Source organism: Rhizobium sp. BR 315, assembly GCF_050577975.1.
Taxonomy (GTDB): domain Bacteria; phylum Pseudomonadota; class Alphaproteobacteria; order Rhizobiales; family Rhizobiaceae; genus Rhizobium; species Rhizobium miluonense.
The window spans coordinates 1-25,802 of record NZ_JARWKZ010000069.1; the positions used below are offsets into that span (position 1 = coordinate 1).

Annotated in this window: 16 protein-coding genes; 11 read left to right on the plus strand and 5 right to left on the minus strand. The window is 59.3% G+C overall.

Going from position 1 to position 25,802, the window contains the following annotated elements; genetic code table 11:
• The coding region (locus tag QD409_RS32040) for a VCBS domain-containing protein (RefSeq protein ID WP_430764689.1) at positions 1-6,242 on the minus strand (6,242 nt) is incomplete at its 3' end.
• Positions 6,243-6,483: 241 nt separating this feature from the next.
• Between QD409_RS32040 and QD409_RS32045 the strand changes: the two genes are divergently transcribed.
• Together QD409_RS32045 and QD409_RS32050 are read left to right on the plus strand one after the other, a co-directional pair.
• The gene (locus QD409_RS32045; RefSeq protein WP_430764690.1) at positions 6,484-7,695 is read left to right on the plus strand and encodes a hypothetical protein; all 1,212 of its coding nucleotides are present in this window, start codon (positions 6,484-6,486) and stop codon (positions 7,693-7,695) included.
• A 261-nt stretch (positions 7,696-7,956) separates the two neighbouring features.
• Positions 7,957-8,907, plus strand: coding sequence for a transglutaminase-like cysteine peptidase (locus QD409_RS32050; RefSeq protein ID WP_430764691.1), 951 nt, complete (start codon positions 7,957-7,959; stop codon positions 8,905-8,907).
• 64 nt (positions 8,908-8,971) lie between these two features.
• Here the strand turns inward: QD409_RS32050 and QD409_RS32055 are convergent, their stop codons facing one another.
• The 4 genes from QD409_RS32055 to QD409_RS32070 are packed head-to-tail and all read right to left on the minus strand — an operon-like array spanning position 8,972 to position 14,470.
• Positions 8,972-9,622 (minus strand): ribbon-helix-helix domain-containing protein, encoded by a 651-nt coding sequence (locus QD409_RS32055; protein ID WP_430764692.1) that lies wholly within the window; start codon positions 9,620-9,622, stop codon positions 8,972-8,974.
• Positions 9,623-9,630: 8 nt separating this feature from the next.
• Complete coding sequence (locus QD409_RS32060) at positions 9,631-10,932, minus strand: HlyD family type I secretion periplasmic adaptor subunit (RefSeq protein WP_092849290.1); 1,302 nt, start codon at positions 10,930-10,932, stop codon at positions 9,631-9,633.
• Positions 10,932-13,085 (minus strand): type I secretion system permease/ATPase, encoded by a 2,154-nt coding sequence (locus QD409_RS32065; RefSeq protein ID WP_430764693.1) that lies wholly within the window; start codon positions 13,083-13,085, stop codon positions 10,932-10,934. The genes QD409_RS32060 and QD409_RS32065 overlap by 1 nt, the downstream gene beginning before the upstream one ends.
• A 29-nt stretch (positions 13,086-13,114) precedes the next feature.
• A complete protein-coding gene (locus QD409_RS32070; protein ID WP_092849341.1) occupies positions 13,115-14,470 on the minus strand; it encodes a TolC family outer membrane protein in 1,356 nt (451 codons plus the stop codon).
• Between the two features lie 847 nt (positions 14,471-15,317).
• On the opposite strand from QD409_RS32070, the gene QD409_RS32075 reads away from it, so the two are divergent.
• The 9 genes from QD409_RS32075 to QD409_RS32115 form a co-directional block, all read left to right on the plus strand.
• On the plus strand, positions 15,318-17,102 hold the full coding sequence (locus QD409_RS32075) for a putative bifunctional diguanylate cyclase/phosphodiesterase (protein WP_430764694.1): 1,785 nt from the start codon (positions 15,318-15,320) through the stop codon (positions 17,100-17,102).
• 562 nt (positions 17,103-17,664) lie between these two features.
• Positions 17,665-18,375 carry a GntR family transcriptional regulator gene (locus QD409_RS32080; protein ID WP_092849275.1) on the plus strand — a complete coding sequence of 237 codons (711 nt, stop codon included), beginning with the start codon at positions 17,665-17,667 and terminating at the stop codon, positions 18,373-18,375.
• On the plus strand, positions 18,372-19,283 hold the full coding sequence (locus QD409_RS32085; RefSeq protein ID WP_430764695.1) for a dihydrodipicolinate synthase family protein: 912 nt from the start codon (positions 18,372-18,374) through the stop codon (positions 19,281-19,283). Before QD409_RS32080 ends, QD409_RS32085 begins: the two co-directional genes overlap by 4 nt.
• Positions 19,276-20,793: an aldehyde dehydrogenase gene (locus QD409_RS32090; protein ID WP_092849271.1), complete on the plus strand. Its 1,518-nt coding sequence runs from the start codon at positions 19,276-19,278 to the stop codon at positions 20,791-20,793. Before QD409_RS32085 ends, QD409_RS32090 begins: the two co-directional genes overlap by 8 nt.
• Complete coding sequence (locus QD409_RS32095) at positions 20,790-22,136, plus strand: NAD(P)/FAD-dependent oxidoreductase (protein ID WP_092849268.1); 1,347 nt, start codon at positions 20,790-20,792, stop codon at positions 22,134-22,136. Before QD409_RS32090 ends, QD409_RS32095 begins: the two co-directional genes overlap by 4 nt.
• Before the next feature lie 78 nt (positions 22,137-22,214).
• A complete protein-coding gene (locus QD409_RS32100; RefSeq protein ID WP_092849262.1) occupies positions 22,215-23,066 on the plus strand; it encodes a glycine betaine ABC transporter substrate-binding protein in 852 nt (283 codons plus the stop codon).
• 87 nt (positions 23,067-23,153) lie between these two features.
• Complete coding sequence (locus QD409_RS32105) at positions 23,154-24,245, plus strand: quaternary amine ABC transporter ATP-binding protein (RefSeq protein WP_092849256.1); 1,092 nt, start codon at positions 23,154-23,156, stop codon at positions 24,243-24,245.
• A 14-nt stretch (positions 24,246-24,259) separates the two neighbouring features.
• Positions 24,260-25,108 carry an ABC transporter permease gene (locus QD409_RS32110; RefSeq protein ID WP_092849253.1) on the plus strand — a complete coding sequence of 283 codons (849 nt, stop codon included), beginning with the start codon at positions 24,260-24,262 and terminating at the stop codon, positions 25,106-25,108.
• The coding region (locus QD409_RS32115; RefSeq protein ID WP_430764696.1) for an ABC transporter permease at positions 25,105-25,802 on the plus strand (698 nt) is incomplete at its 3' end. The genes QD409_RS32110 and QD409_RS32115, both read left to right, overlap by 4 nt.

Below are 25,802 nucleotides of genomic sequence, written 5' to 3' on the forward strand. Positions count from 1 at the left end.
ACATTGAGCGGATCGGCCTTCGACTGATCCAGCACATAGCTCCAGGTGCCGTTCGCATTGACGCTCAGCGTGCCGTAAGCGCCGGTCACCGATCCGTCCGGATTGCCCGTCTGACCGCCGGTCGTAACCACCGACCAGGTCAAGGACGGGCTGTCGATATCGGCGCCGGTCAAATGGCCGGAAGCCGTATTGTGAGCAGTGTCGTTGGCAACGCCAACGCCGGCTTCGGTCACGATACCGCTCGCGCTGTCGCCATTGGCAATCGAGATCGTCGGCGCGTCGTTCGTGCCGTTGATCGTTACGATGATGTCATGAGTCGTTCCGTCAACCGAGGAGACAGTAAACGTGTCGGTCTTGCTCTGGTTCACACCAAGGCTCTGCACAGCCGCAAGGCTGTCATCGACCTTATAGCTCCAGCTGCCATCCTCGCCGATCGTCAGCGTGCCGAGATGCGTGCTGTCGGGGTTTATGGTCGTTGCCTGGAATTTGCTTTCGCCCCTATCGGCATCGTTGATCGCCAACGTGCCACTTGCCTGCAGATAACCTCCGACAACGCTTTGGTCTTCTATGACGTCGCCCGTATCGGTCCCGGCAATCACAGCCACGTGATTAACGTGGTCCACGGCAATAGTGAAGGCGCCTGTGCCCAACGTCACAGAGTCGCCATCAGAGTCCGTCGCCCTTACGTATTGCGAGAAGTCGAGCGTCTGATCGTTGGCGCCGTCGAATACCTTGTCAAGCACGAACGCAGCATGGCCGCTGCCGTCGACGGTCAGCGTGAAGACCGTATCGCCGCCCGCGGAGCCAGTGATTGTATGCCCATCCGTGCTGGCGAGCGTGATGGCCACGCCATTGTAGGTCAACCCCGTGCCACCTGTCAGGGTACCGGAAGAGGTACCGGCTGCGACCGTATTCGCCGACCAGGTCAACGGGCTGTCGGCACCAGAGTTTACCAGCGAAGTCAGTTCCGCAGTCGTCGTCGCGGAATGATCGGCGGCCGTCACCACACCATCGTCAGAGAGGGTTGCGGAAATCCCGGTACCGGTCAGCGTCGGCGTGTCGTCGGCGATATTGAACGTCAGGGTCGCCTGATCCGTTTTGCCGTTCATGTCGGTCACCGTATAGGTGAACTGATCCGTATCTCCCGATGGGTTCGAGCCTGCATGAGTCAGCGTGTAGGTATATGCGCCGTTCGCGTCGATTACGAGATCACCGTAGGAACCGTGGATCGTCGTCGTCTGGCTGCCTGGGGCGGCTTGATCGACTGTGACTGCTGTGTTGTCGGCACCTGTGACGCTGGTGATATGCGGATTGTCGAAGGTGCCGAGCGCGATGCTGCCCGTGGCCGCCAGTTTAGAAGACTGCGGATCGGAACCGGTCGAAAGATAGGCCTCCGACAGCGGCGTTGTATCGATGGTCGGAGCGAAGACGGTCGGCGCGATGACGGCGGATGTCGTCTGCGTCGCGACATCGCTGAACCCCTGACCATCCGTATAGCTCACCGTCAAGATCAACGAATGCCCGACATCAGCACTCGTCACGGTATAGGACGATGCAGTTCCGAGAACCGTATGTGACTGGTCGTCCGCCCGGCTCCACGCATAGGTCAGACCCGACTGCCCGTGATCAGGGTCGTCCGTAGTGATCGCCGCATTCAGCGTGTCGCCTGCGACGATCGCTTTGCCTGTATGCACCGTCTGATCGGCGATCGAGACCGTAGCCTTGCCGTCGTCAACGGCCGTGACGTTGACCGCCATCGTATGGGCAGTCGACGTATCCGCGCCGCCATTGGCCGTGCCGCCGTTATCCTGCACGGTAAAGCCGAAGCTCGTGGTATCGGTAGCACCGGCGAACCCCGGCGCAGGCGTGAAGTGGAGCGTTGTAAGGGCGCTTGCAGCGATGTGCTGACCGACCGTGACAGCTGTCGTGCCGAGATAAAGCATCCCGTCGGTCGGCAGGCTGGTAATGGTGACGGATTTCAGTGCGTTGCCGTCGATGCTATCGCTGAAGGCGAAGTCGGCAGGCTTGAAATAATAGTCCGTATGTTCACCGGTGGAGATGCTGCCATCCGCCGCGGTCGGCGCATGATTGACGCCGTTGACTGTGATGCTGAAGGTGCCACTGGATTTGCTGCCGTCGCCGTCGGTGACGGTATAGCCGACCGACAGTGTCGAGGAGTGACCAAGCGCCAGGGCATCGAGCGCGCTGCCCGGCGCGACGGTCACATGCCCGGCGTCGATCGCGACGATGGACGTGCTCAGCGCCGAACCGGCGAGATCTCCGTTGGCGCTGACGCTGTCGACATGGATCGCGCCACTCTGGGCCGCTCCGTCGGCGCCGAAAGCGATGGCGCCGGGAGCGAGCGTAAAGGTCGCGCTGCTGTCGTTTTCATGCATCGATCCGAGCGAAACGGTGCTTGCAATCGGCTTGTCGTCGGTGATGTTGAAGGTCAGGGTTGCGGCCTGACTTTCACCGTCAATCGGCGCGTCGCTGACGGTAATTGAGAAGGCGTCATGGTTGCCCGTCCCGCTCGTGGTGCCGGTCAGCGTATAGGTGTAGTTGATGGCCGTCGCGGTAACGCTGAGGATCTGCAGCGTTCCGTAGGCGCCGTGGATCGTGGCGTTGGTATCGCCATTGGCGATGGCGGTGCCGACGTTGAAAGTATGACCATCGATTGTCACGGTCGAGGGCGCATCGCCCGCAGTGATTGCGATACTGCCCGAATGGACGTTGGCAACGCCGGCCGCCCCCGTACCGCCCGGCAGGCCGCTTTCGCTGACGCTTGACACCAGACCCGTCGAAGAGATTGCCGGAAGGCTGTCCGTGGCCGACTGAACGACCATGGTGACGGAGCCGCCACCCAAGGTTACGGAATCGCCGTCGAAATCCGTCGCCGTCACATATTTCGAGAAGTCGAGCGGCAGCGTCTTGCCGCCGTCGATCGGATGATAAAGGTCGAAGGTGGCATGACCGCTGGCAGGATCGACGGTCAAGGTGAAGACCGTGACGCCTCCGGCTGAGCCGGTGATCGTATGCCCATCCGTGCTGGCGAGCGTGATGGCTGCGCCATTGTAGGTCAAGCCGGTGCCGCCGGTCAGGCTGGCGGAAGACGTTCCGGCAGCGATGGCGTTCGTCGACCAGGCCAACGGGCTGTCGGCGCTGGCATGGACGAGCGAGGTCAGGTCAAACGTCGTCTCGGCAGGGGCATTGGTGGGTATTGTCGTCGTCGTGTCGGTGACATGGATGTTGTCGGCTGTGATCGTCAGCGAGTTGTCGTGCGGATCGATCCTGATCGACGTCAGCTGTTTGCCTTCGAGTGGAGTATCGGCCGCAAAGAAGGTCGAGCCGACAGTCGTTACCGAATACGTATTGCCATGAGCATCGGTGCCGGTGATTGTGACAGTCTTGGACGACACTCCCTTCTTGTCAAACACACCAATATCCATTTGGGTGATGACAAAAGTCGTTCCCGCGTTGGCCGTGAGCACGATATCGCCACCCTTGGACGACGAGCCGACCTGGCCGCCGCTGACACTGCCCTCGGTTACTGTCAGTTTGGCATTCTCGGGTGTCACCGAGTTGAAATCGATCGTGTAAGATGCCGTCGTCACCACAGGAGCATTGATGGCCGTTTCCGAGACGGTCGCGGAAACCGCGGCATGATCAGCCAGCGTCGGCACATCGTCGATCACATCGACCGCGAAGCTTCCTGTATTCTGCGAGCCGTCGCCATCCGTCGCCGTATAGCCGAAGGTGAGCTTGATGTCGGACAGGTTGTTCGCGCTGTTGCCATCGTCCAATGGCTTATAGAGCGTGAAGTCGTAGGCGCCGGTCGCGTGCGCACCATCAGGCGCCGCCAGGGCGACCGTGAAAACCAGCTGGTTCGTGGCCGGGGCAGCGCCCGAGGCCGGAGCATTGCCTGTATAGCCATAGAGCGTCGCACCAACCACGACGAAGTGAACCGCCTCGCCATGCGAGGTCAAGGTAACGGGATTGCCGCCGGCATCCACAGGCGTGGCGCCGCTGAAGGCAACACTGTTGCTGGCTGCCGCACCGTCGGCGCCAAAGGTGGTGATCCCGAGAGAACCGGATACCGTCGCGCTGTTGGCGGACACCAAGGCGTGCTCGCTGATCGAGACGAGATCCACATCTCCGACCACCGGCGCATCGTCGGCAATGGTGAAGCTCAGCGTCGAGGTGGTGACGTTGCCGTGTGCGTCCGTCACCGTATAGGTGAAGGTCTCCTGCTCGCCACCGGCATGAACACCGGCCGTCGTCAGCGTGTAGCTGTACTTGCCATCCGGATCGATCGTCAGCGTGCCGTAGGAACCCTGGATCTGCCAGACGCCGCTCTTCGGATCGGCCGTGGCCGCATCGCCGTGGCTGTTGGTGACGCCGGTGATATGCGGATTGTCCGGATCGGCCAGCGTGATGCTGCCCTGGGCCGTCAGGGCCTCTTCCGACGGAGACGTGCCGTTCTCAAGATTGGCTTCCGACAGCTTCGTCGGRTCTGCCGTCTCAGGCTGGCTCGTCCGACCGTCCGTCACCGTGAAGGTCAGCGTCGTCGTCGACAGGCTGCCGTCGGCATCCTTGACCGTATAGGTGAAGGTGTCCGTGCCGCTCTCRTTCGGGTTGGCCTGATAGCTGTAGGAGCCGTCGGCGTTCAGCGTCAGCGTTCCGAGCGTCGTGACGATCGCACTGCCGACATGGTCAGACTGCGCCGTCTCCGTGCCGCCGGCCGTTACGCCGACCACCTGAAGATTGCCGTCGGCACCCGTCACGTCATTGGCAAGCACGCCATGCACCGCATCGGCGGCGACCGTCACGCCCGACTGCAGCGAACCGCTGTCCGCCGTGGCGATCGGCGCATCGTCGGCAATCGTGAAGCTCAGCGTCGAGGTGGTGATGTTGCCGTGTGCGTCCGTCACCGTATAGGTGAAGGTCTCCTGCTCGCCGCCGGCATGCACGCCCGCCGTCGTCAGCGTGTAGCTGTACTTGCCGTCCGCATCGATCGACAGCGTGCCGTAGGAACCCTGGATCGTCGTCGTGCCATTCGCACCGACCGTAACCGAAGTCCCCTTGGCATCCAGAACGCTGGTGACATGCGGAGCATCCGGATCGGCGAGCGCAATGCTGCCATGGGCCGTTACAGCTGATTCCGACGGCGCTGTACCGCGTGGAAGATTGGCCTCCGACAGCGCCGTCCCGTCAGCCGTCGCCGGCTGCGTCGTGCGACCGTCCGTCACCGTGAAGGTCAGCGTCGTCGTCGACTGGGTACCATTGGCATCCCTGACCGTATAGGTGAAGGTATCCGTACCGCTCTCATTCGGGTTGGCATGATAGCTGTACGAGCCATCCGCGCTCAGCGTCAGCGTCCCGAACGAGGTAGCGATCGCGCTTCCGACATGGCCGGACTGCGCCGCGGTCGTGCTGCCTGCGGCAACGCCGACCACCTGAAGACCGCCGACGGTCGTCACATCATTGGCAAGCACACCATGCGCCGCATCCGACGAGATCGTCGCACCGGATTTCACCGAACCGGTATCTGCCGTGGCATCCAAGGGCGCGACGGTCTGTTGGGTTTGACTGACCTGGCCATTGCCCCGATTGCCAGCCTGGTTACCCTGGGTGTTGGTGCCGCCGTTACCATTGCCGATCACGCCGCCGGGGCCGAGGAGGCCAAGCAGGTTCAGCGGCGTACGGGCGTTTCCGGCCTGGCTATCAGTGAACTGGTGGCCGGAACTCGTGCCGTTGCCGGCGTGAACCGAACCATCAGGCCCTTCAGCGACGTTGACGCCCTGCTGCTGCAGGGCAGCGACGACTGCCTGCTGCGGCAGCGTGACTTCGCCGATCAGGAAGGTCGGGACGTTCAGCGCGCCGTTGATGATGACGATGCGCGTGCCGTCGGCCTGGACGAGAACAAGGTTGCGCCCTTCGACGTGGATATCATCGATCGAGGTATTCGGCGGCAGATGGACGACGTTGCCATTGTCCGGCACGATTTGGATCGGCTGGCGGGCGTCGGCGTTTTGCGGCTCGTTAGCGTTGGGGCGTGCAGTCTTGCCGTTCGCCTGCTGCTCTGCGGCCTGTGCCAGCTCGAACGCGGCGACATCAGCATTCTGCGACAACGGCAGCGGCCGATACGCATTGATCTCGGCTGCGAGACCCTCGCTCCGGTCGCTCGATGCGAAATCGTGCGTAACCGCTTCGTGGTCTACGGTCGAAATGCGTGAATCTTCCATAGGTATGGCTCCCGGTGTCTCGTAATGTGGCGCCAATCAATTACGGGAGCGGGGTGATTGCAATACTTCGTTAACCTCACAGATATAGCCGGTTATGCAAGATCGCAGAAATATTTACCCATGGTTAACTCAACCGAAGAACCACTCCTTAAGTATACCGCTTGACTTTCCGCCAGTCGCCGTGTGCAAATGGCGCCATTATAGGCTGTCGCAGCCTGTTTTTGAGAATGGGGAGTGAGTAGTGCCGTTTGCGATCAGCCTTCCGTTGAGCCTTTTTACTGAATGGCTACCGCGCAGACGACATCAGCAAAGAGTAGGCGGTGCTGCTCTTATCCTCTGCGCCGGGCTCGCCGGCTGCCAGATGGACGGTATCGGCCTGGCTAGCAACAGCAAGACCGACAACGTGAAAATGCCGTCCACCGCCATCGAGGAAACTTATGGGGGCGATAGCGGTACGGAAATCACGCTGCTGCTGCGCAAGGGCGCCGCAGGTCTCTACGAAGGTCCGGCCCGCGACGCCCGCGACGGGGCGATTCTTGGCGTCGGCGAGCTCGGCAACAATCAGGTTCGGCTGCGCGTAAAAGATGTCGGCCAAGGTCTTACCAACATTCCCGCGCTGGTCTCAGCAGCCAAGGGCCGAAATGCCGCGCTGATCGTCAGCTATCTGCCGCCGGCCGAGACAGCTGCCATCGCCGCCATTCCCCCCACCCAACGCCCGCCATTGCTTAATCTTGCGAGTGCTATGGCCGCGACCAATGGCGATGTCTTCAACCTGGCCTCGGACGAAATCGATAGCGCGGCCGAGGGCGTCAAGGCGGCCGCTCCCGGAGGTCATAAAAAGATATCGGCGCTGGTGCTTGCGGATTTTTCTCAATCCGACAGCACGAGGTTGAGCAACGCCCTCTGGAATAGTGGCAACACTTTCATGGGCCTTGGCCGTTATGGCGCAAGCGATCAGGCCGCGGATATCCTTGCCAAGAACCGACCGCTCATCCAGTCGGCCGAAATCGTGGTCATTCTCGGCAGCACGCCGGAAGTCGGCATGGTTGCGAGCGCCGTGCGCAGTGCCGCCATTCCCGCTCAGGCCCTGGTGGGCACCAACAAGTGGCCGCAAGCGGTCTATACGACGCCGGCAGCGGCAGGCGCATTTGTCGCGACGGACGATACGCAAGGCAGCGGGCTCATTGCCGAGCGCTACCAGCGCCACTTCAACCACCCGCTGACAACCTATGGCGCCTATGGCTACGACGCCATGGCGATCGTTTCCGGCCTCATTCGTTCCCAGGGACCTCAAGCCATCACCGCGGCCAACCTAATGAACAAGGTCGGCTTCCGCGGCACGACGGGGCTCTTCCGCTTCAGTGCCGCCGGCATGGTGGAGCGCAAAATGGTGATCAATACGATCGACGGCGGCAAGCTGAAGGTCGCCGTACAGCCCTCACAGTCGTTCTGACACAGACAATCGCATCGAGCGTAGTGCGCGCCAGAGCGCGCTGTCGCCGCTGCTGTTACACTGCCTCGTCGGCAGGCTCCCGCGCCATGCCGGATCACTTCGGCACGGACGGTAACATCGTCCTTAACGATTTCCCACCAAACCCTCTAGAATTTTATACTTATTTGATCGCTCAATTTATACTTAGATTATGGACGTTTCCGAACGCCGTATTCAGATATATCGCGCATTATTCTCTCATCCAGGGAGAATTAAGCGCCAATGGAACGCAAGAGCGATAAAAATATACTTGCAGCATTTGCTGCAGCTTCCTTTGCCTTTGGTCTGTCGTCACCGATCACCTGTCTGGCGGCGACCGGCGATACTGTCCGCCCGGTCATCAACCTGCTTCAGGATCCGCTGTTCGACACAGCCATCGATCTCTTTGCGCCAACCGTCGGAAACGCGGCGAAGGCGATTGGGGGCATCAACCTTGCTGCGCTAAACCAGAGCCTCGCTGTCGAGCCGGCCGGCCTCTCGCATAACGATACGGCCCCGTTCCAGCCGGCACATCCCGCAAAGCCATCCAACACCCAGATGGGCGACTCGGTGTTCGGAACCGTCGCCATTCCCTTCAAGCATCTTGCGGCGCTCGACAAGTTCGCCGGCCCACTCGCCGAGATCCGGTCCGGCAAAGCGCTCGATTGCGGCGCGGGTGGATGCGACGCGGCGGCCGCCGCCGTCGCAGCCGCCGAGACAAAGGTTGCCGGCGCCTCGATCCGCGACAAGATCAACACAATCAATTTCACCGTCAACCATGCCATTCGCTACGCCAGCGACATGGAAACCTATCATGTGACGGACTACTGGGCGAAGCCGAGCGAGGCCCTGGCCCACCAGCAGGGCGACTGCGAGGACTATGCCATATTGAAGATGGCTGCCCTCTACAATGCAGGCGTTGATCTCGACCACATGACGCTGGTCGTACTCTTCGACCAGCAGCGGCATTTCTACCACGCCGTCCTGTCGGTCTCCGTCAACGGCAACAATCTCATCCTCGACAACATGCGCGATGAGGTTTTGTCAGACAAGCGCATTGCAGAATACCTGCCGCTCTATTCGATTGTCGCCGGCCGCGGCTATCTACATGGCTCCCGCGATCCTCGTGCGCAAGCGGTTGCTGCGGCAATGCCGCTCGCCAAGGTGGCCCCTGGCGAAGGCGAGATCCACTGATAGGACTCGCCTTTTCGCTAGTACGGAACGAGCGCCGCACTCAGCGAACGTGACAACATTCTCATTACAAGGAAATATAACCGATCAGCATTGGCGCCTCGTATGTCGGCGCCAGCGCCAGACTGATCTGGCCCGTCAGCGATTGCGAACCGAGGCCGATCTTGAAGCCGGTGTTCAGTGTCTTTCCACGATTGGCCGATAGGACGGAGAGCACCTCTTCGATCTGGGTGTCGATCGACAAGCGTAGCGTGCGCGCCGTCTGCTGGACATCGTCGATCAGCGGCAGGCGATGGCGCAGCATCTTCAGGAAGGCATCGTTAAAGAGCTTGATTCCGCGTTCTTGCGTCAGCACCACCGCCGGCGTCGGCGACGCCTGAAGGACTGCGTTGAGATTGGTCAGCGATGCGACGTCTTCGACGGCATCAAGGCGGCTCAGCGCCCATTTGAAGCTCAGCACACGCAATAAAGAGGTGAGATTGCCGGTTTCCGGCATTTCGGCCGCCATGTGATAAACCAAGTCACCGATGCTGATGCCGCGTGCTTCCGACATCCGCCCGAGGCCATCCCAATAGATCCGCTCCAGACGAATTCCGCGACGCTCGCCGCCGCCGGTCACGGCGCGGAAACGCGGCTCCATCTCGTCACCATCGACCGATGGCAAAGCTTCTTCGCGGACTATCATCGCGGCTTCGTCTTTCCCGGCTCCCTTGCGCATGACCTACCTCACCGTTCCGTCAGCGCTTCCGAGCGCGCCTTGTTGATCGGCTTCATCAGATAAGTGAGGATCGCCTTGCGGCCGGTTATGATCTCGGCCGAAGCCACCATGCCGGGGATGATCGGATAGCGCTTGCCGTCGCGTTCCAGCGCCGACTTGTCGGTCTTGATGCGCACGAGATAATAGGTCTCGTTCTTGTCCTTATCGACAAGGCTATCTGCGGAGATGTTGACGACCTTGCCGTCCAGCGCACCGAAGATCGAGAAATCATAAGCCGAGATCTTGATGACCGCCGGCTGATCGGCGCGTACGAAGGCAACGTCGCGGGGCGAAATCTTCGCCTCGATCAACAGACTGTCGGCTGTTGGCACGACACCGGCAATGACCTTGCCTGCTTCAACATAAGCGCCGATCGTATTGACCTCCAGCGTATTGACGATGCCGTCGACCGGGGAGCGGATATCGGTATGCTTCACTCGGTCCGATACCCCGCGGATCGTCTCATCGACGACGGAGAGTTCCGCCAGCGCCTGCCCCTTGTCGGTCAATGCCTGCTGGCGCAACTGCAGCCCGAGGTCGCCGACCTGCAGGGTCGCCTCCTTTACCGCAGCCTGCAGCCGATCCAGACTTTCAACATAGACTTTCAGCTGACCTTGCAAGTCAACCAGGTCCCGATGGACCTTCAGCACTTCCGTTTCGGCGACGAGCTTCTTCTCGCCGAGCGGCTTCAGCAGATCATAGTGCTTCTGCGCTCCGACGATATTTTGCGTCAAGCGGTCTATGTTGGCATGGGCCTCATCCAGCTCGTTCTGGTGCTGCTTCAGACGCTGATCGAGAACATTAAGCTTGTTTTGATAGCTGGCACGATCTGCCTCGAAAAGCTTTTGTTCGTTGTTGCAGACGTCCTTGGCAGCGGCCAGAATATCAGCCGGGCAGACGAATTGTACGTCGTAGGTGCCCGCCTCTTCCAAGGCGAGACGCACAACCCTGGCGCCAAGAGACCGAGCCTTGGCCACCGATTCGCCGAGCGTCGATTGCGTCGTGGTATTGTCGAGCTGGACCAGGAGATCGCCCTTGTGGACGACCTGGCCGAGATTGACATTGATCTGCTGGACGATGCCGGGCTCGGACGACTGCACGATCTGCGTCTTCGATACCGGGATCACCTTCCCCTCACCGCGCGCGATCTCGTCGATGTCGGCCAAGGCCGCCCAGGCAATGAAGGCGGCGATCATCAAGGCGCAGAGGCCAAGGATCAGCCGTGCGAAAAATGGCGGATTGTCGTGGATATTGTGATGAGAGGCACGCATTATTGCACCGCCTTGCGCTGCATGGCCTCGATGACGGCGTTCTTCGGGCCATCGGCAATGATACGGCCCTTGTCGATGACGATCAGACGGTCGACCAGCTCCAGCATGCTATGGCGATGGGTCGCCACCAGCATCGTCGTTTCCGGACCGAAGGCATTGGTCAGCTTGCTGATCAGATGGCGTTCGCTCGCGAGATCCATGGCCCCCGACGGCTCGTCGAGGAAGACAATCTTCGGCCGGGTCAGGAGCAGGCGGGCGATGGTCAACGCCTGCTTCTGCCCATTCGACAGGTTCGCGCCGCGCTCACCGACCGGCATATCGAAACCGCGCGGGTGAACGGCAACGAACTCCTCGACGCCGGTCATGCGCGAGACGGCCAGCAACTCCTCGTCGCTGGCATCGGCCCGACCGAGCAGCAGATTTTCTTTCACCGTGCCGGAGAACAGGTCCGACGATTGGCCGGCGACGGCGACAGCGGCGCGCACCTCGGCCATGTGATACTGGCGGATATCGACACCATCGATCAGAACGCGGCCATTGGTCGGCTGGAAAAGCCCGTCGAGCAACCGGCCAAGCGTCGTCTTGCCCGAACCGATCCGGCCGATAATCCCGATCTTCTCACCGGGGGCGACCGTGAAGGACAGCTGATTGATGACCGCCTGGTCGGAACCCGGATATTGGAAAGAAACGTTCTGGAAGCTGAATCCACCGCTGCGGATCTGTCGGTTGACGAAACCGACGGTCGACGGGCGATCATCAGGCTGCTCCATGATCTTGTCGAGAATGCGCAGCGACATGGTGGCCTGGCGGAAGCGCGCCAGGGTCATGGCGATCTGCCCGAAGGGCGCACCAGCGCGGCTCGCCAGCATCACGGTGGCGACGATTGCGCCCATAGCGATTTTTCCGTCGGCGAATTCATAGGTACCTGCAACGACGATGAGCACGCTGACCATCTGCTGCAACAACATCGTCATGTTGATGGCGTTCGACGAGATGTGCTTGATGTCCTCGCTGGTGCGGCTCGAATATTTCGTCAGCTCCTGCCAGCGGCGCAGCATGGTCGCCTCGGCGCGCAGACTCTTCAACGTCTCGATCGTCGAAATGGTCTCAACGAGTAGCGACTGGCGGCGCGATGCTTCATTCGTCGCAGTCGCCATGCGTTTGCCAATCTGCGCCTGGGCCACGAGACCGATCACGACGGACAGAACGAAGGCGACGGCCGGAATAACCACCAGCCAGTCGGCGATCAAATAGATGACGATCAGGAAGATGACGACGAAGAGGCTGTCGATCAGCACGCCGATGGTGTTCGAAGTGAAGAATTCGCGCACGAATTCATATTGTGATACGCGGTTGGCATATTCGCCCGTCGACATCGGTCGCGAAGCCAGCGTCGAATTCAGGATCTTGTCGAAGATCAGCTGCGACAAACGCAAATCCGCCTTGCGACCGGCATAGTCGATCAGCGACGCCCGGGCCGTCTTCAGCAGGAAATCGAAAAGATAGGCCAGCGATATCCCGGTGGTCAGCATCCAAAGCGTTGGAAACGCTTTGTTCGGCAGCACCCGGTCGTAAACGTTCATAGTGAAGAGCGGCGAGGCGAGCGCGATGATGTTGATAAACAGCGCCGCCAGCATGACGCGAGCATAGGTGCGCCAGTAGGGCGCCAGCGTCGTCGCGAGCCAGTGACGCTTTTCGATCTCCATCGCATGGCCAACACGCGCTTCTTCCGATGCATTTTGATAGAAAAGCGTGAAGGCGAACGCGGCCTGCGGATTGAGCGCGGCAAGCTCATCCCGCGTCAAGCGGGCCGGCATCCCGGCGACCGGCACGACATCAGTGACATAAGAGCCGTTTTCGGCCACTTCGAGCAATGGAAGCACGCCGCCGTCAGCAAAGGTGACGATGGCGGGACAGTCGAAATTACCGAGCCGGCAATCTCGTTCCTTGTGCTTCAGGACTTGCAGACCGACGCGTTCCGATAGTCGCTCGACGTCATCCAGCTCCATGGCTTCGAGAATTTCGTCCGGAATTCCCGAAAACAGCACAGTATCCGAGTTCGGGCGACCGTAAAATGCAGCAACCGATTTAAATGCCGACTTGAATGTCTGCAGCGGTACGCTCGCAGACACGTCAGGTGCTACGTTCAACATGAAGTACTACCCAATTCGGATCGTAACGATTAACGAATCGGCTCGAGCAGATCGATCGGCAAGCCGGGCTTCTGGTGCGAGTCGTATTTAGTGTAGCCGGGATCAGCCGTGTTCGACGAAACGGCGAACTGATCACGGGCATAGGGCGTCGCCTGATCGACCGGCTTCAGCTTCATCGTCGACAACAAACTGCCTGACGCTGCGAGGATCTTGTATTCGGCAAAGAGCGAGGCGACTTCCGCCGTCTTAGCCAAAATCTCGGTGTTGAAGCGGGTGTTCTGGGCATCCAACAGATCGAGCAGCGAGCGCTGGCCGACCTTGAATTGCTCACGATAGGACGAGACGAGCTGGGCGTTTGTCTTTTCCTGCCCGCTCAAGATACCGGCAAGCTGGGCCTGGTTGGTGCGCTCGCTCCAAGCGGAACGGACAGACTCGTCCACCTCGCGATAAGTCTGGCTCAGCGCAAAACGCTGTTCGGCGGCACGACGGACCAGTTCCTGCTGATGGGCGGTATCGATGCCGCCGTGATAGAGGTTCCACTTGGCGACGACACCAACCTGGACGTCGCTGGTGTTGCCCTTATTACCGTCCACATCGTCACCGATACGGGCGCTGCCGACAAGGTCCAGCCTCGGCAAGAAGGCAGATTTGGACCCACGGACATCGGCGTCGGCGGCATTGACGTCAGCTTTGGCCGAGAAAATCTGCGGATTGTTCTTTTGAGCGATGAAGACAGCGTCATCCAGCGTCTTCGGCAGGTAACGCCCCACGGAGGCCGGACGATTCGCTTTGGTGATCGGCTCGCCGACGACCTGAAGGAAGCGGATCTTGGTCGCATCCAGTTCCCGCTTGGCTTCCTGAAGGCGGGCATTGGCCGCTTGCAGGCGCTCACGGCCCTGATAGCGATCGGCATCGGTGAGGGCGCCGCCCTTGATGCTATCCTCGATGTTGCCGACCATCTGCTTGTGGAAGGCGACGTTCTTTTCCGCCGCCGCGACGATTTCCGTCTGCAGCAAGTATTCGAGATAATTCTGGGTTACTTCAAGCGCCAAGGCTTCCGAGCGCTGCTGGACGCGAAAAGATGCGCCGTCAACACGGGCTGCCTGCTTGTCCTTTTGTGCCTTGCGATCACCGCCATCAAACAGCGTCTGCGTAATAGTCAAGCTTACGTCGGCTGGACTCAGGTAATCCCTGCTACGTGTCAAAGCTCCGGATGTGGCGTCCGAAAGTCTACGGCGACCATAGCCCGATTCCAGATCGACAGAAGGCAAGTAAAGCCCCCTTGCCTGACGCAGCTGGAACTCGGTTGCCTCCCGATTCTGCGCAGCCTGCATGATCTGCGGGTTAGTTTTCATTGTCTTATCAATTGCCTGCTGCAATGTCATCGCGTAAGCAGCACCACTCAACAAAGAACTGACGGCTACCGAAATCCCGATTGCCACAATCAATCGCTTTCCATAAACCAAAATGGCACCTTTCCCCAACAACAATACTTTGCCAACATGCTTTCTAAAGCTTATTCATCTATTAGGCTAAACGAACTCACGTCTTCTTGCAAAGTAGATTCCCAATTATTTTCTGAAGCAGTTAATATCGCAGCCCGCAAGCCTTACCTATAACAATCTGTTGACTATTTTTGGACTTTTCACAGCCTCGACGAGGGTGTTGCACAATTGCAAATGGCCTCTCATGGCGATCTGATCGATGACTCACGGGAGGTTAACTACTGAACTGCGCGAGATATATTCCAAAAAGCTAAATAATGCCTGGCGGCGTAAGGATCAGCGCTTTGCTCGTCAGTAAAACTGCGCAGATGTGGTTCGCTCCGGGAATGTGGTACAATTGTGCAGGTACACTTCTCGTATCAACTGGCTTGCTCTAGCCGTTTTTAATCTCTTTGGTTGTACAAATGGGGAATGTTCGGGGCGGCGGCGATGCGACATCGAGCCAACCGGTCGGTACGAAGCGCTCACGCCGGGATCAGTTCGGTCTGACGATCGACTAGGAGCCTTCAGTGCTACCAGACATGCGGCAGGTCTTGGCCTACTTCATTGTGTGAACGATAGACCTTTTGGCCTATACTCTCCTGCTTGAAGGATTTGATGACACTCTCGGAAACTGCATGACTTGGCAGTTTGCGCGAGAATATTAAGCCCGGTACAATTAATGGCTTTCCGGTCACTACGGCTTAAGGCTTTAATGCTAAGCCGTTGTTCCGGAGGAACAACCTATATGCTCCTGAGATTGCAGAATGAAATCCTCGAGCTGATTGCCTCCGGCGAGCGCCTTGAGGCGACACTCGATCATCTCTGCCGTCTTATCGAGGAACGAGTTCCCCGTATCGCATGTTCCGTCCTGCTGGTGCAGGACGGCCTCTTGCGCCCGCTGGCCGGTCCAAAGCTTCCAGAATACTACGCAAGAGCTCTTGACGGCATAGCGATCGGCCCGGACGTCGGCTCCTGCGGGGCAGCCGCATATCTTGCGCAGCCGGTTGCCGTCCAAGACATCCTGACAGATGCAAAGTGGGCACCCTATCGACACTTGATCAAACCGCTGGGATATCGCGCTTGCTGGTCGAGCCCGATCAAGAAGGCAGACGGATCGGTCGTCGGTACATTTGCCTTTTACTATGAGGAGCCGCGTGGCCCCTCGAGGATCGAGAGAAAACTCGTCGCTGCCTCGATTCATCTCTGCACAATCGCAATAGAGCGTCACCATCGCGCGATGGAGCGTCATCGGCTTGCATATCACGACGCGCTGACTGGTTTGCCAAACAGGGCAGCCTTCGATCGCCATGCCAACCAGATAGCTCGCGACGGCCTTGGTCTCATATTGTTAGACCTCGATAATCTCAAGTTCACGAATGATACGTTTGGACATCGAGTTGGCGACGAACTGATCAAGGAAGTTGCCGCGAGATTGCACAGCGTGACGGAGCATCTTTTCCGTTTGGGCGGTGACGAGTTCGCAATTATATGTGAAGCTCGCGATATTGACGAACTTAGAGATTTGGCGGCGTCCTGCCTGAGCCTTCTTAAGGCGCCGGCCTGTTGTGGTGGGCACACTGTGCTACCGCTCGCAACGGCGGGCGGCGCCTTGTGCAAACCGGGCGTTACGATGGAAGTCACGCGGCATCAAGCCGATCTCGCGCTCTATCACGCCAAGGATACGGCCAAGGGCCTATTCCAGGCATTCGATGCGACCGTCGCAACAGCAATTACGTCACGCCTCAATGCCATTCGTGATGTGACGCTCGCTCTTGCCGAAAACAGAATTGTGCCGTTCTACCAACCAGTTGTCGATCTGCGGACCGGCAAATTCGTCGGTGTGGAGGCACTTTGCCGCATAAGGCGACAAGATGGAAGCTATGCGTCGGCCGCCGAGTTCTTCGAGGCCATGCACGACGCCCATATCGCTTCAGAGATCACAGGGCGCATGCTCGACAAAATGACATCCGATGTCACGGGCTGGCGCCGGCAAGGCATTGAAATCGGCCACATCGCAATCAACGTCACCGCGGCCGATTTTCAGACCGGCGGTCTCAAGGAGCGCCTGTCACGCTTCGTCGATCGAGTTGGTATTGCTCCGCGGAACGTAATCGTTGAGGTGACCGAGACCGTTTACCTGGAGCAGCGCGCCAACGCTATCCGCGACACCATCTCGGATCTGAGAGCCGCGGACTTCAAGATCGCTCTAGACGATTTCGGAACGGGCTACGCAGCACTTTCTCATCTTCTAAAGGTCAAGGTCGACATCATCAAAATCGACCGCTCGTTCACGAAGCTCATGGAGAGCGATAGTGGCGCCGCTGCGATCGTGGAGGGGATGGTCGAGATCGCGCGCCGCATGGACATCGAAGTTATCGCCGAGGGGGTCGAAACCGTCTCCCATGCCAGTCTCCTCCGGGAAATGGGATGCATACTGGCGCAAGGATACTTTTATTCAAAGGCTGTGGATGCACGGTCATACGCGGAACTCGTCTTATCGGTGACGTCGGCCGCTCGTCTTCCGTCATAGACGAAGTTAAGCGACGAGCTGCAGGATCAATCGCTTACAAAGCGAGCGCACAATATCCGCTGCGCCTCAGAATGAACCAGACAGCTTCTTATCCGCACCGAACGCCTTCATTGCCTTCAATTTCACCACCCGGGTTGCAGCATTCCAACGGAGTGCCTGGCCAATGCCAAGCTCGGACAGGCACAGGTCAAATTACTGTGCCGAACCGGTTTTCCATTGAACTCAGCAATGGAGCCCCTGACTGGGGATTGAACCGAACCCCGATCACATCACCGGCGAAGATAACGCTTTACTGGGGAACTCCTGGCGACGTCCGAAGACCCTCAATAACGCGACCACTGACGACCGCGACCTGCCGATTCGGCCCGATCAAACTCGACCTCCCATCGCAATTGCCTCAAGCGGTGCCGGCCGTTTTCGAAGATTGTATTTCTACATAACATCCATTGTGTACTCATAGTATACAATTTTATTGACTCGCCAGCGCACCTGTGAGACCTTTCCCCCATCGGCAGGAACCGCTGGGCTCAGTTCCCTGCAAAATTTCAAGGAGGAGGTCGCGATGAAGGGCGGGAAGAACAGTCTTTACGACGATCTGAAGCGTCAAATTCTAACCATGGAACTCGACCCCGATCAGGATCTGGACGAAGTCAGTCTTAGCGAGCAATACGGGCTCTCCCGCACGCCCGTCCGGGAAATCTTCCGGCGCCTGGAAGGCGAAGGCTATATCGACATCCGGGCAAATCGCGGCGCGCGCGTCAGCCCAATGAACCATCAGACCCTCAGGCACTTCTTCCTGGTGGCGCCGATGATCTATGCCGCAATCGGCAGGCTTGCGGTTCAAAACTTCAAACCGAAGCAACTCATCGACCTGAAGGAAACACAGGATCGGTTTCGATCCGCAAGCAGCTCCGGCGATGCTCTCGCCATGGTGCTCGAGAACAATCGTTTCCACGAAATCATCGGAGAAATGTCGTTCAACGCCTATCTGCAACCGAGCCTGGGTCGCCTGCTGATCGACCATGCGCGGATCGGCCATACCTTCTTCCGACCAAAGAATGACGACATGCGCGAACGGCTTCAGCTCGCCGTGGAGCACCATGACGGCTTCATCGAGGCGATCGCGCAACACGATGAGGACACCGTCGTAGACCTGGTGTTCGAGCATTGGGAACTGTCGCGCGAGAACATGGAGATGTTTATCGCTCCGCAGGGAATGAAGGCGGACGCGCTTGTCGAAGTGCCCGTCACATTGATGGAGAAATCGTCTTGAATTTCGAAGGCATCTACACCCCGGCGATCACGCCGCATGGACCGGACGGCCAGATCGACAAAGCCGCGTTCGCCGCCGTCCTGGAATCGCTCATTGAGGCCAAGATCCATGGGATCATCATCGGCGGTTCCACCGGCGAATATTATGCCCAGTCCATGCAAGAGAGGTTCGACCTTGCCGCCTACGCCAAGCAGGTCGTCGCAAACCGCCTGCCGCTGATTGTAGGCACAGGCGCGACCCGTACGGAAGATTCCGTTGCCTATGCCACGGCGGCAAAGGAGATCGGCGCAGATGCAATCCTCGTAACCTCGCCGCCATATGCGCTGCCGACGGAGAAGGAAAACGCCATTCACGCATTGACGGTCGACCGCGCCGCCAACCTGCCGATCATGCTCTACAACTATCCTGCCCGCATGGGCGTGATGATGGGCGACGATTATTTCTCGCGCGTGGGCAGATCCAGGAACGTCAAGACCATCAAGGAAAGCTCCGGGGAGATGGCAAATGTCCATCTGCTGGCGAGGAAGTTTCCACATATCGCATTGTCGTGCGGTTGGGATGACCAGGCGCTCGAATTCTTCGCCTGGGGTGCAAAAAGCTGGGTCTGTGCCGGCTCCAACTTCTTGCCGCGCGAGCATGTCGCCCTCTACGAAGCCTGTGTAATCGAGAAGAATTTCGACAAGGGCCGCGCCATCATGAAGGCGATGCTTCCGCTGATGGATTTTCTCGAAACCGGAAAATTCGTGCAATCCATCAAACACGGCTGCGAGATCGCCGGCCTTAAGGCAGGCCCGGTTCGCGCGCCGCTGCGCGGAATGACCTCCGAAGAAAAGAGAACCCTCCAGACTGTCGTCGCCACCTTGAAGCGCACGGTCGCCCAGATCATGTCGGGAGCCAATCATGCATGAACCCTTGACCGCAGCTGAATACAAGGCGATTGTCGGCAGTATTCAATTCCCGACAAATGCCTTTATCGATGGCGCTTTCCGTCCATCCAATTCCGGCAAGACATTCAAGACGACCAATCCCGCAACGGGTGAGACGCTCGCCGAGATTGCCGCTTGCGATGCGAGTGATGTCGATCTCGCCGTCTCGAAAGCAAGGGACGCGTTCGAGGATGGCCGTTGGCGCCTTCAATCTCCCGGCGATCGCAAGGCCACGCTCATCAAATTCGCGAAACTGCTGGAAGACAACCGCCATGAACTCGCCGTCATGGAAAGCCTCGACAGCGGCAAGCCGGTCCGCGAGTGCCAGACCGTCGATGTCCCAGACACGATCCATACCATCCGCTGGCATGCCGAACTGATCGACAAGCTTTACGACAACACCGCCCCTGTCGGCGCCAACGCGCTCACCATGGTCGTGCGCGAGCCCATCGGCGTCGTCGGCTGCGTGCTTCCCTGGAATTTCCCGCTTCTGATGCTCGCCTGGAAGATCGGTCCCGCTCTGGCGTCGGGCTGCTCGGTCGTCGTCAAGCCTGCCCAGGAGACGACGCTGACGACGCTTCGTGTTGCCGAACTTGCGCATGAGGCTGGCATCCCAGCCGGGGTCTTCAATGTCATCCCAGGCGGCGGCAAGGACGTTGGAGAGCCGATCGGCCTGCACATGGACGTGGACATGGTGGCCTTTACGGGATCCACCCCGACCGGACGGCGCTTCCTGCGCTATGCGGCGGATTCCAACCTCAAGAAAGTCGTTCTCGAGTGCGGCGGCAAGAACCCCGCCGTGGTGCTTGAAGATGCCGAGGATCTGGATCTCGTCGCCGAGCAAGTGGTCAACGGTGCCTTCTGGAACATGGGCGAGAATTGCTCTGCGACCTCACGTCTGATCGTGCAATCGAGCGTCAAGGACGAGTTGCTCAAGCGCATCGGCGCCTATATGCGCGAGTGGAAGACGGGCGATCCGCTCGACCCGGAAAACCGCATCGGTGCCCTCGTCAGCAAGAACCATTTCGAGAAGGTTTCGTCGTTTCTTGATGACGTCAAGACCGAAGGGCTTTCGGTGGCTTATGGCGGAGAATCCCGCGGCGGCATCTACATCGAGCCGACGGTCGTCGACAAGGTCACGCCTTCGAGCCGACTGTTTCAGGAGGAGATTTTCGGGCCGATCCTGTCGGTAACGACATTCGAGACCCTTGCCGAGGCCATCACTCTTGCCAACGATACCAACTACGGCCTCACGGCGTCGATCTATACCGGAAGCCTCAAGAAGGCCATCCGGCTATCGCGAGAGATTCGGGCCGGCGTCGTTACCGTCAACTGCTTCGGCGAAGGCGACGCGACGACGCCGTTCGGCGGCTACAAGGAGTCCGGCTTCGGCGGACGTGACAAGTCGATCTTCGCACACGACAACTATTGCGAACTGAAGACAATCTGGATCGACGTCTCCGATCGCTCAGTGGATGAGACGATCCGATGACCACGAGGTCCGTCAAACGTTTGCCGGCGGAAAACGGCGTCTCGGGCTGGGAGGCGATCAGTCGACGTTCGTTCCCGGTCCGGAGCCTGGAAGGCAACGTGACCGCGGACTGGCTGGTCATTGGCGCGGGCTTTGCCGGGCTCTCGGCGGCTCGCCGTCTGCTGCAGCTTCGGCCCGACGATAAAATCGTGGTGCTTGACGCAAGCGAAGTCGCCAAAGGCACGTCGGGCCGCAATTCCGGCTTCATGATCGACGTCCCGCATAACCTGTCATCGAGTGAATATTCGAGTGGCGGCTTGGACGCCACTCGCATGGAGATGGCTCAGAACAGGGCTGCCATCGCTTTCGCGAGAGACGCCGCGGACGAATACGGCATGTCGTCAGAAACCGTCGACCCGGCGGGCAAGATCAATGCCGCGGCGACCGCGCGCGGAATGAAACTGAATATCAGCTTCGGTCAGTCCCTGAAGAGCGCCGGCGAAAAGCACGCCTATCTCGACGCGTCCGAAATGCGCAAGCTGACCGGTTCCGATTATTACCTTGGCGGCCTCTATACGCCGGGCGCGGTCCTGATCCAGCCGGCCGATTATGTTCGCGAACTTGCCGCAGGGCTGTCGCGCAAAATCGACATCTTCGAAGGATCGCCGGTGACCGCGCTGACGCGGGATAAAGGAATCTGGACGGCTATCTCCACTCGCGGCAAGGTCACCGCCCCAAACGTTATCCTGGGTGTCAACGGCCACATCGACGACTTCGGCCACTTCCGCGGCCGTCTGATGCATATCTTCGCCTACGCCTCGATGACGGCTCCATTCCCAGCCGAAGAGCTCGGCCGAAAAGTTTCAGGGCGGGATAGATGGGCACTGCTTCCCGCCGACGCCATGGGCGCGACGGTGCGAAAGATCACCTCCGGCGGACAGTCTCGTATCGTCATTCGAACGAAATACACCTACGAGACGACGATCATCGTTTCCGACCGGCGAATGGCCAAGATGGCCGAAGAGCATAGAAATTCGCTCGACGCACGCTTTCCCGGGCTGAAAGGCATTCCTTTTGAATACAGCTGGGCCGGGCGTTTATGCTTGAGCCGGAATCATGTGCCGGCATTCGGCGCGCTCGACGAAGGGCTTTACTCGGCATGCTGCGAGAATGGGCTCGGCACCGTCAAGAGCACATTGGCAGGCATTATGGCCGCTGAACTGGCAACCGGCACTGCCTCCCAGCAACTCGAACAATACATGGATCACGCCGCGCCGTCCCGGTTGCCACCGGAACCGTTCGCATGGCTCGGCATCAATTCAGTGATCCGTTTGCAGGAATTGCGCGCAGGCCGCGAGGGATGATCCGTCGCCGCGCAATGTGAAGACCGAGCCGATCGCAGGTCTTCAATAAAATGGGAACGAAAACTAGGAGTGAGAAAAATGAAGACTTTGTGGAAGGCGCTCTGCGCAGCCGCGATGGTCGGAATGACCGTATTTTCCGCGCATGCGGAAGAGAAGAGCATCACCGTGGGAACGATGTCATGGGAGGACCTGACACCGATCACTGGGATCACCAAAAAAGTGTTGGAGGATGCCGGCTACACCGTGAAGGTCGTACCATTCTCCGAATGGGGCATTGCCTATGCAGCGCTCGGCAAGGGCGACATCCAGATCCTCGCCTCTCAGACCGACTATGTGGCACAGGATTACTGGGATAAAAACAAGAAACGCCTCGAGAAGATTTCGCCGGTCTCGCACGGCCTGTTCCAAGGCGTTGCCGTACCGAAATACGTACCGATCGACTCCATGGACCAGTTGAACGCCAATGCCGACAAGTTCGGCGGCAAGATCGTCGGCATCGAGCCGGGTTCGGGCCTGATGCGCGATACTGCCAATGCCGTCAAGGGCTATGACCTGAAACTGCAGCTCGTCGAGGGCAGCACCGCAGCCATGACTGCGGCCCTGAAGTCGGCCGTCGACCGGAAGGAATGGATCGCCGTGACCATCTGGGAGCCATCCTGGATGATGCAGAAATACGACGTGAAATTCCTGAAGGACCCCAAGGGCATCTTCCCACCGCCGCAAAGCTATTACTGGGTCGGCAAGAAGGGATTCTCCGCCGATTATCCGCATGCGCGTGAAGTCATCGCCAGCGTCTATGTGCCGCTTGCCGACATCACCGCGATCAACAGCGCCGTGAATGACGGGAAAACGATGGATCAGGCAGTCGCCGCATGGATCGGCAGCCACGCCGATCTCATCAAGCGCTGGGAAAACATCAACACCAACTGACGCCTAACACGGGTCGCCATCAGGGCGGCCCGCATCCCTCAACGAAGACGAACAGGCCGGCAATGGACTGGCCCCGCGGGGAATACGATGAACACTGTCATGGATAACGCCAATGAAGTCCTGGTCGATTGCCAGAACGTTTGGAAGATATTCGGTGCGCGCGCGACCGCCGCTGTGAAGGCCGTTTCCGAACGCGGCCTCTCCAAGAAACAGGTGCTTCAGGAATTCAATTGTGTCGTCGGTGTCTCCGATGCCCATCTTCAGGTCCGCCGCGGCGAGATCTTCTGCATCATGGGGCTTTCCGGAAGCGGCAAATCCACCTTGGTCCGCCTGCTCAATCGCCTTATCGAACCGAGCCTTGGCAGGATCGCGATCAAGGGCCGGGAAATTGCCAAGTTGAATGCAGCCGAGCTGCGCGACATGCGCGCACGCAACATCGGCATGGTATTCCAGAGCGTGGCGTTGCTGCCAAATCGCACGGTCTTGGAAAATGCGGCCTTCGGGTTGGAAGTTCGCGGTGTGCCGAAAGAGCAGCGCAACACGACGGCTCGGGCTGCGCTCGACAAGGTCGGCCTTTCCGACTGGACAGCCCGGTATCCCTCGGAATTGTCGGGCGGCATGCAGCAACGTGTCGGCCTCGCCCGCGCCCTGGCGGCCGACCCCGAGATCATTCTCATGGATGAGCCGTTCAGCGCACTTGATCCACTCATCCGCCGCCAGTTGCAGGACGAGTTCCGGCAGTTGACGAAGTCGCTCGGAAAGTCCGCGGTCTTCATCACGCATGATCTCGAAGAAGCCATTCGTATCGGCGATCGTATCGCCATCATGAAGGACGGCGTCATTGTCCAGGTGGGAACCGCGGAAGAGATCGTAACGAAGCCCGCCGACGACTACGTCGCCGATTTCGTGGCTGGCATATCCAGGGTTCATCTCGTCAAGGCGCATTCGGTGATGCAATCGATCGCCGAATACAGGAACCTGCAACCGCAGCAGGACGTGAACGCACTGCCAACGACCAATCCGGAGGCGGATATCGGCGAACTCATCGACCTGACGATGAAGTCGGAGCGCGATGCCCTGGCAGTGGTCGACAATGGTTCCATCGTCGGCGTGGTCACGACACGCGGGCTGCTTCGGGGCGTCGCCGGATCCCCAGCGCAACAGAATATGACGGCCTGAGAGGACGAAAGCAAATGGACATCTCGGTCATTGCAGACGCATTCGATGCCTGGACCGACGACGCGCTAGGCTGGATCAGCGACAACGGCAACTGGATATTCGACCCATTACGGACCGTGCTGGAGGGAACGTACAATGGCGTTCTCTGGCTCCTTCAACTCCCGCCTTTCTACGTCATCGCGATCATCGGGGCACTGTTTGCATGGCGGCTGATCAACGTCGCATCCGGTCTTCTTGCCGGCTTGGCACTTTTCTTCTGCGCGGTCATGGGCCTTTGGAACGAAACCATCAGCACCCTTGCACTTGTGACCACCGCCACGCTCTTCGCCTTGATGATCGGAATCCCGATGGGGATTGTCGCAGGATTTCTGCAATGGTTCGACAGGTTCCTGGAGCCGATCCTCGATCTCATCCAGACGCTGCCTCCCTATATCTACCTTCTTCCCGCCATTGCGCTTCTTGGCTTTGGCCCTGCAACCGCATTGGTGGCGACGTTCATCGTCGCAATGCCCCCCGCCATTCGCCTGACTTCGCTCGGCATCCGCATGACACCGCCTGCCTTCATTGAATTGGGCCAGGCGAGCGGCCTGACACCATGGCAGATGTTCACGAAAATCAGGCTGCCATTTGCGATTCCAAGCGTCATGGCCGGCATTAACCAGAGCTTGATGATGGCATTCGGCATGGTGGTGATCGCCGGTATCGTTGGTTCCGGCGGCCTCGGCCAAACCATCTACAGCGCGGTACGCACGCTCGATATGGCGACATCGATCAACGCTGCGATCGCGATCGTCATCCTGACCATGGTGCTCGACCGATTGACGCAGAGCGCGGCCCGCCGCGCCAAGGTAGGTGCAAGATGAATCTCGATCTCCTTCGGTTCTCGCCCGGCATATATTTCGCTCCGGCCGTCGACTGGCTGAACACCAACTTCCATCCCCTTTTCGAGGCCATCACCAATGTGATCGAAGCCGTGCTCGGGGCCTTGGAATCCGCTCTGCTCTACCCGCCGCCCTGTGCGGTCATTGTCGCTGCCGTCCTGCTGGCCGCTCTCGCGATCAACATCAGGGTCTCGGTGGTTACGGCAATCGCCCTCGCCTTCTGCCTACTGGCAGGACTTTGGGCCGCGTCCATGCAGACACTCGCCTTGGTAACGGTGGCGGTCGCCATTTCGGTCACGATCGCATTTCCCTTCGGCATCCTTGCGTCACGCCACAAGGGCTTCGAGATCGCCATAAGGCCGCTGCTCGACATTATGCAAACGGTACCGCCGTGGGTCTATCTCATCCCGGCAGTCATGATCTTCAGTCTTGGCCGCGTGCCAGCGATCATCGCCACAATCGTCTATGGCGTGCCGCCGATGCTCCGCCTGACGACACTGGCATTCAATCAGGTGCCGAAGGATCTTCTGGAACTCGGTCAGGCCACTGGCGCACCACCGCGTTCGATCCTGTTCAAGATCGAGATACCGTCCGCCATGCCCACCCTGCTTGTCGGCCTCAACCAGTGCATCCTTCTTTCGCTGGCTATGGTCGTCCTTGCCGGGCTCGTCGGGGC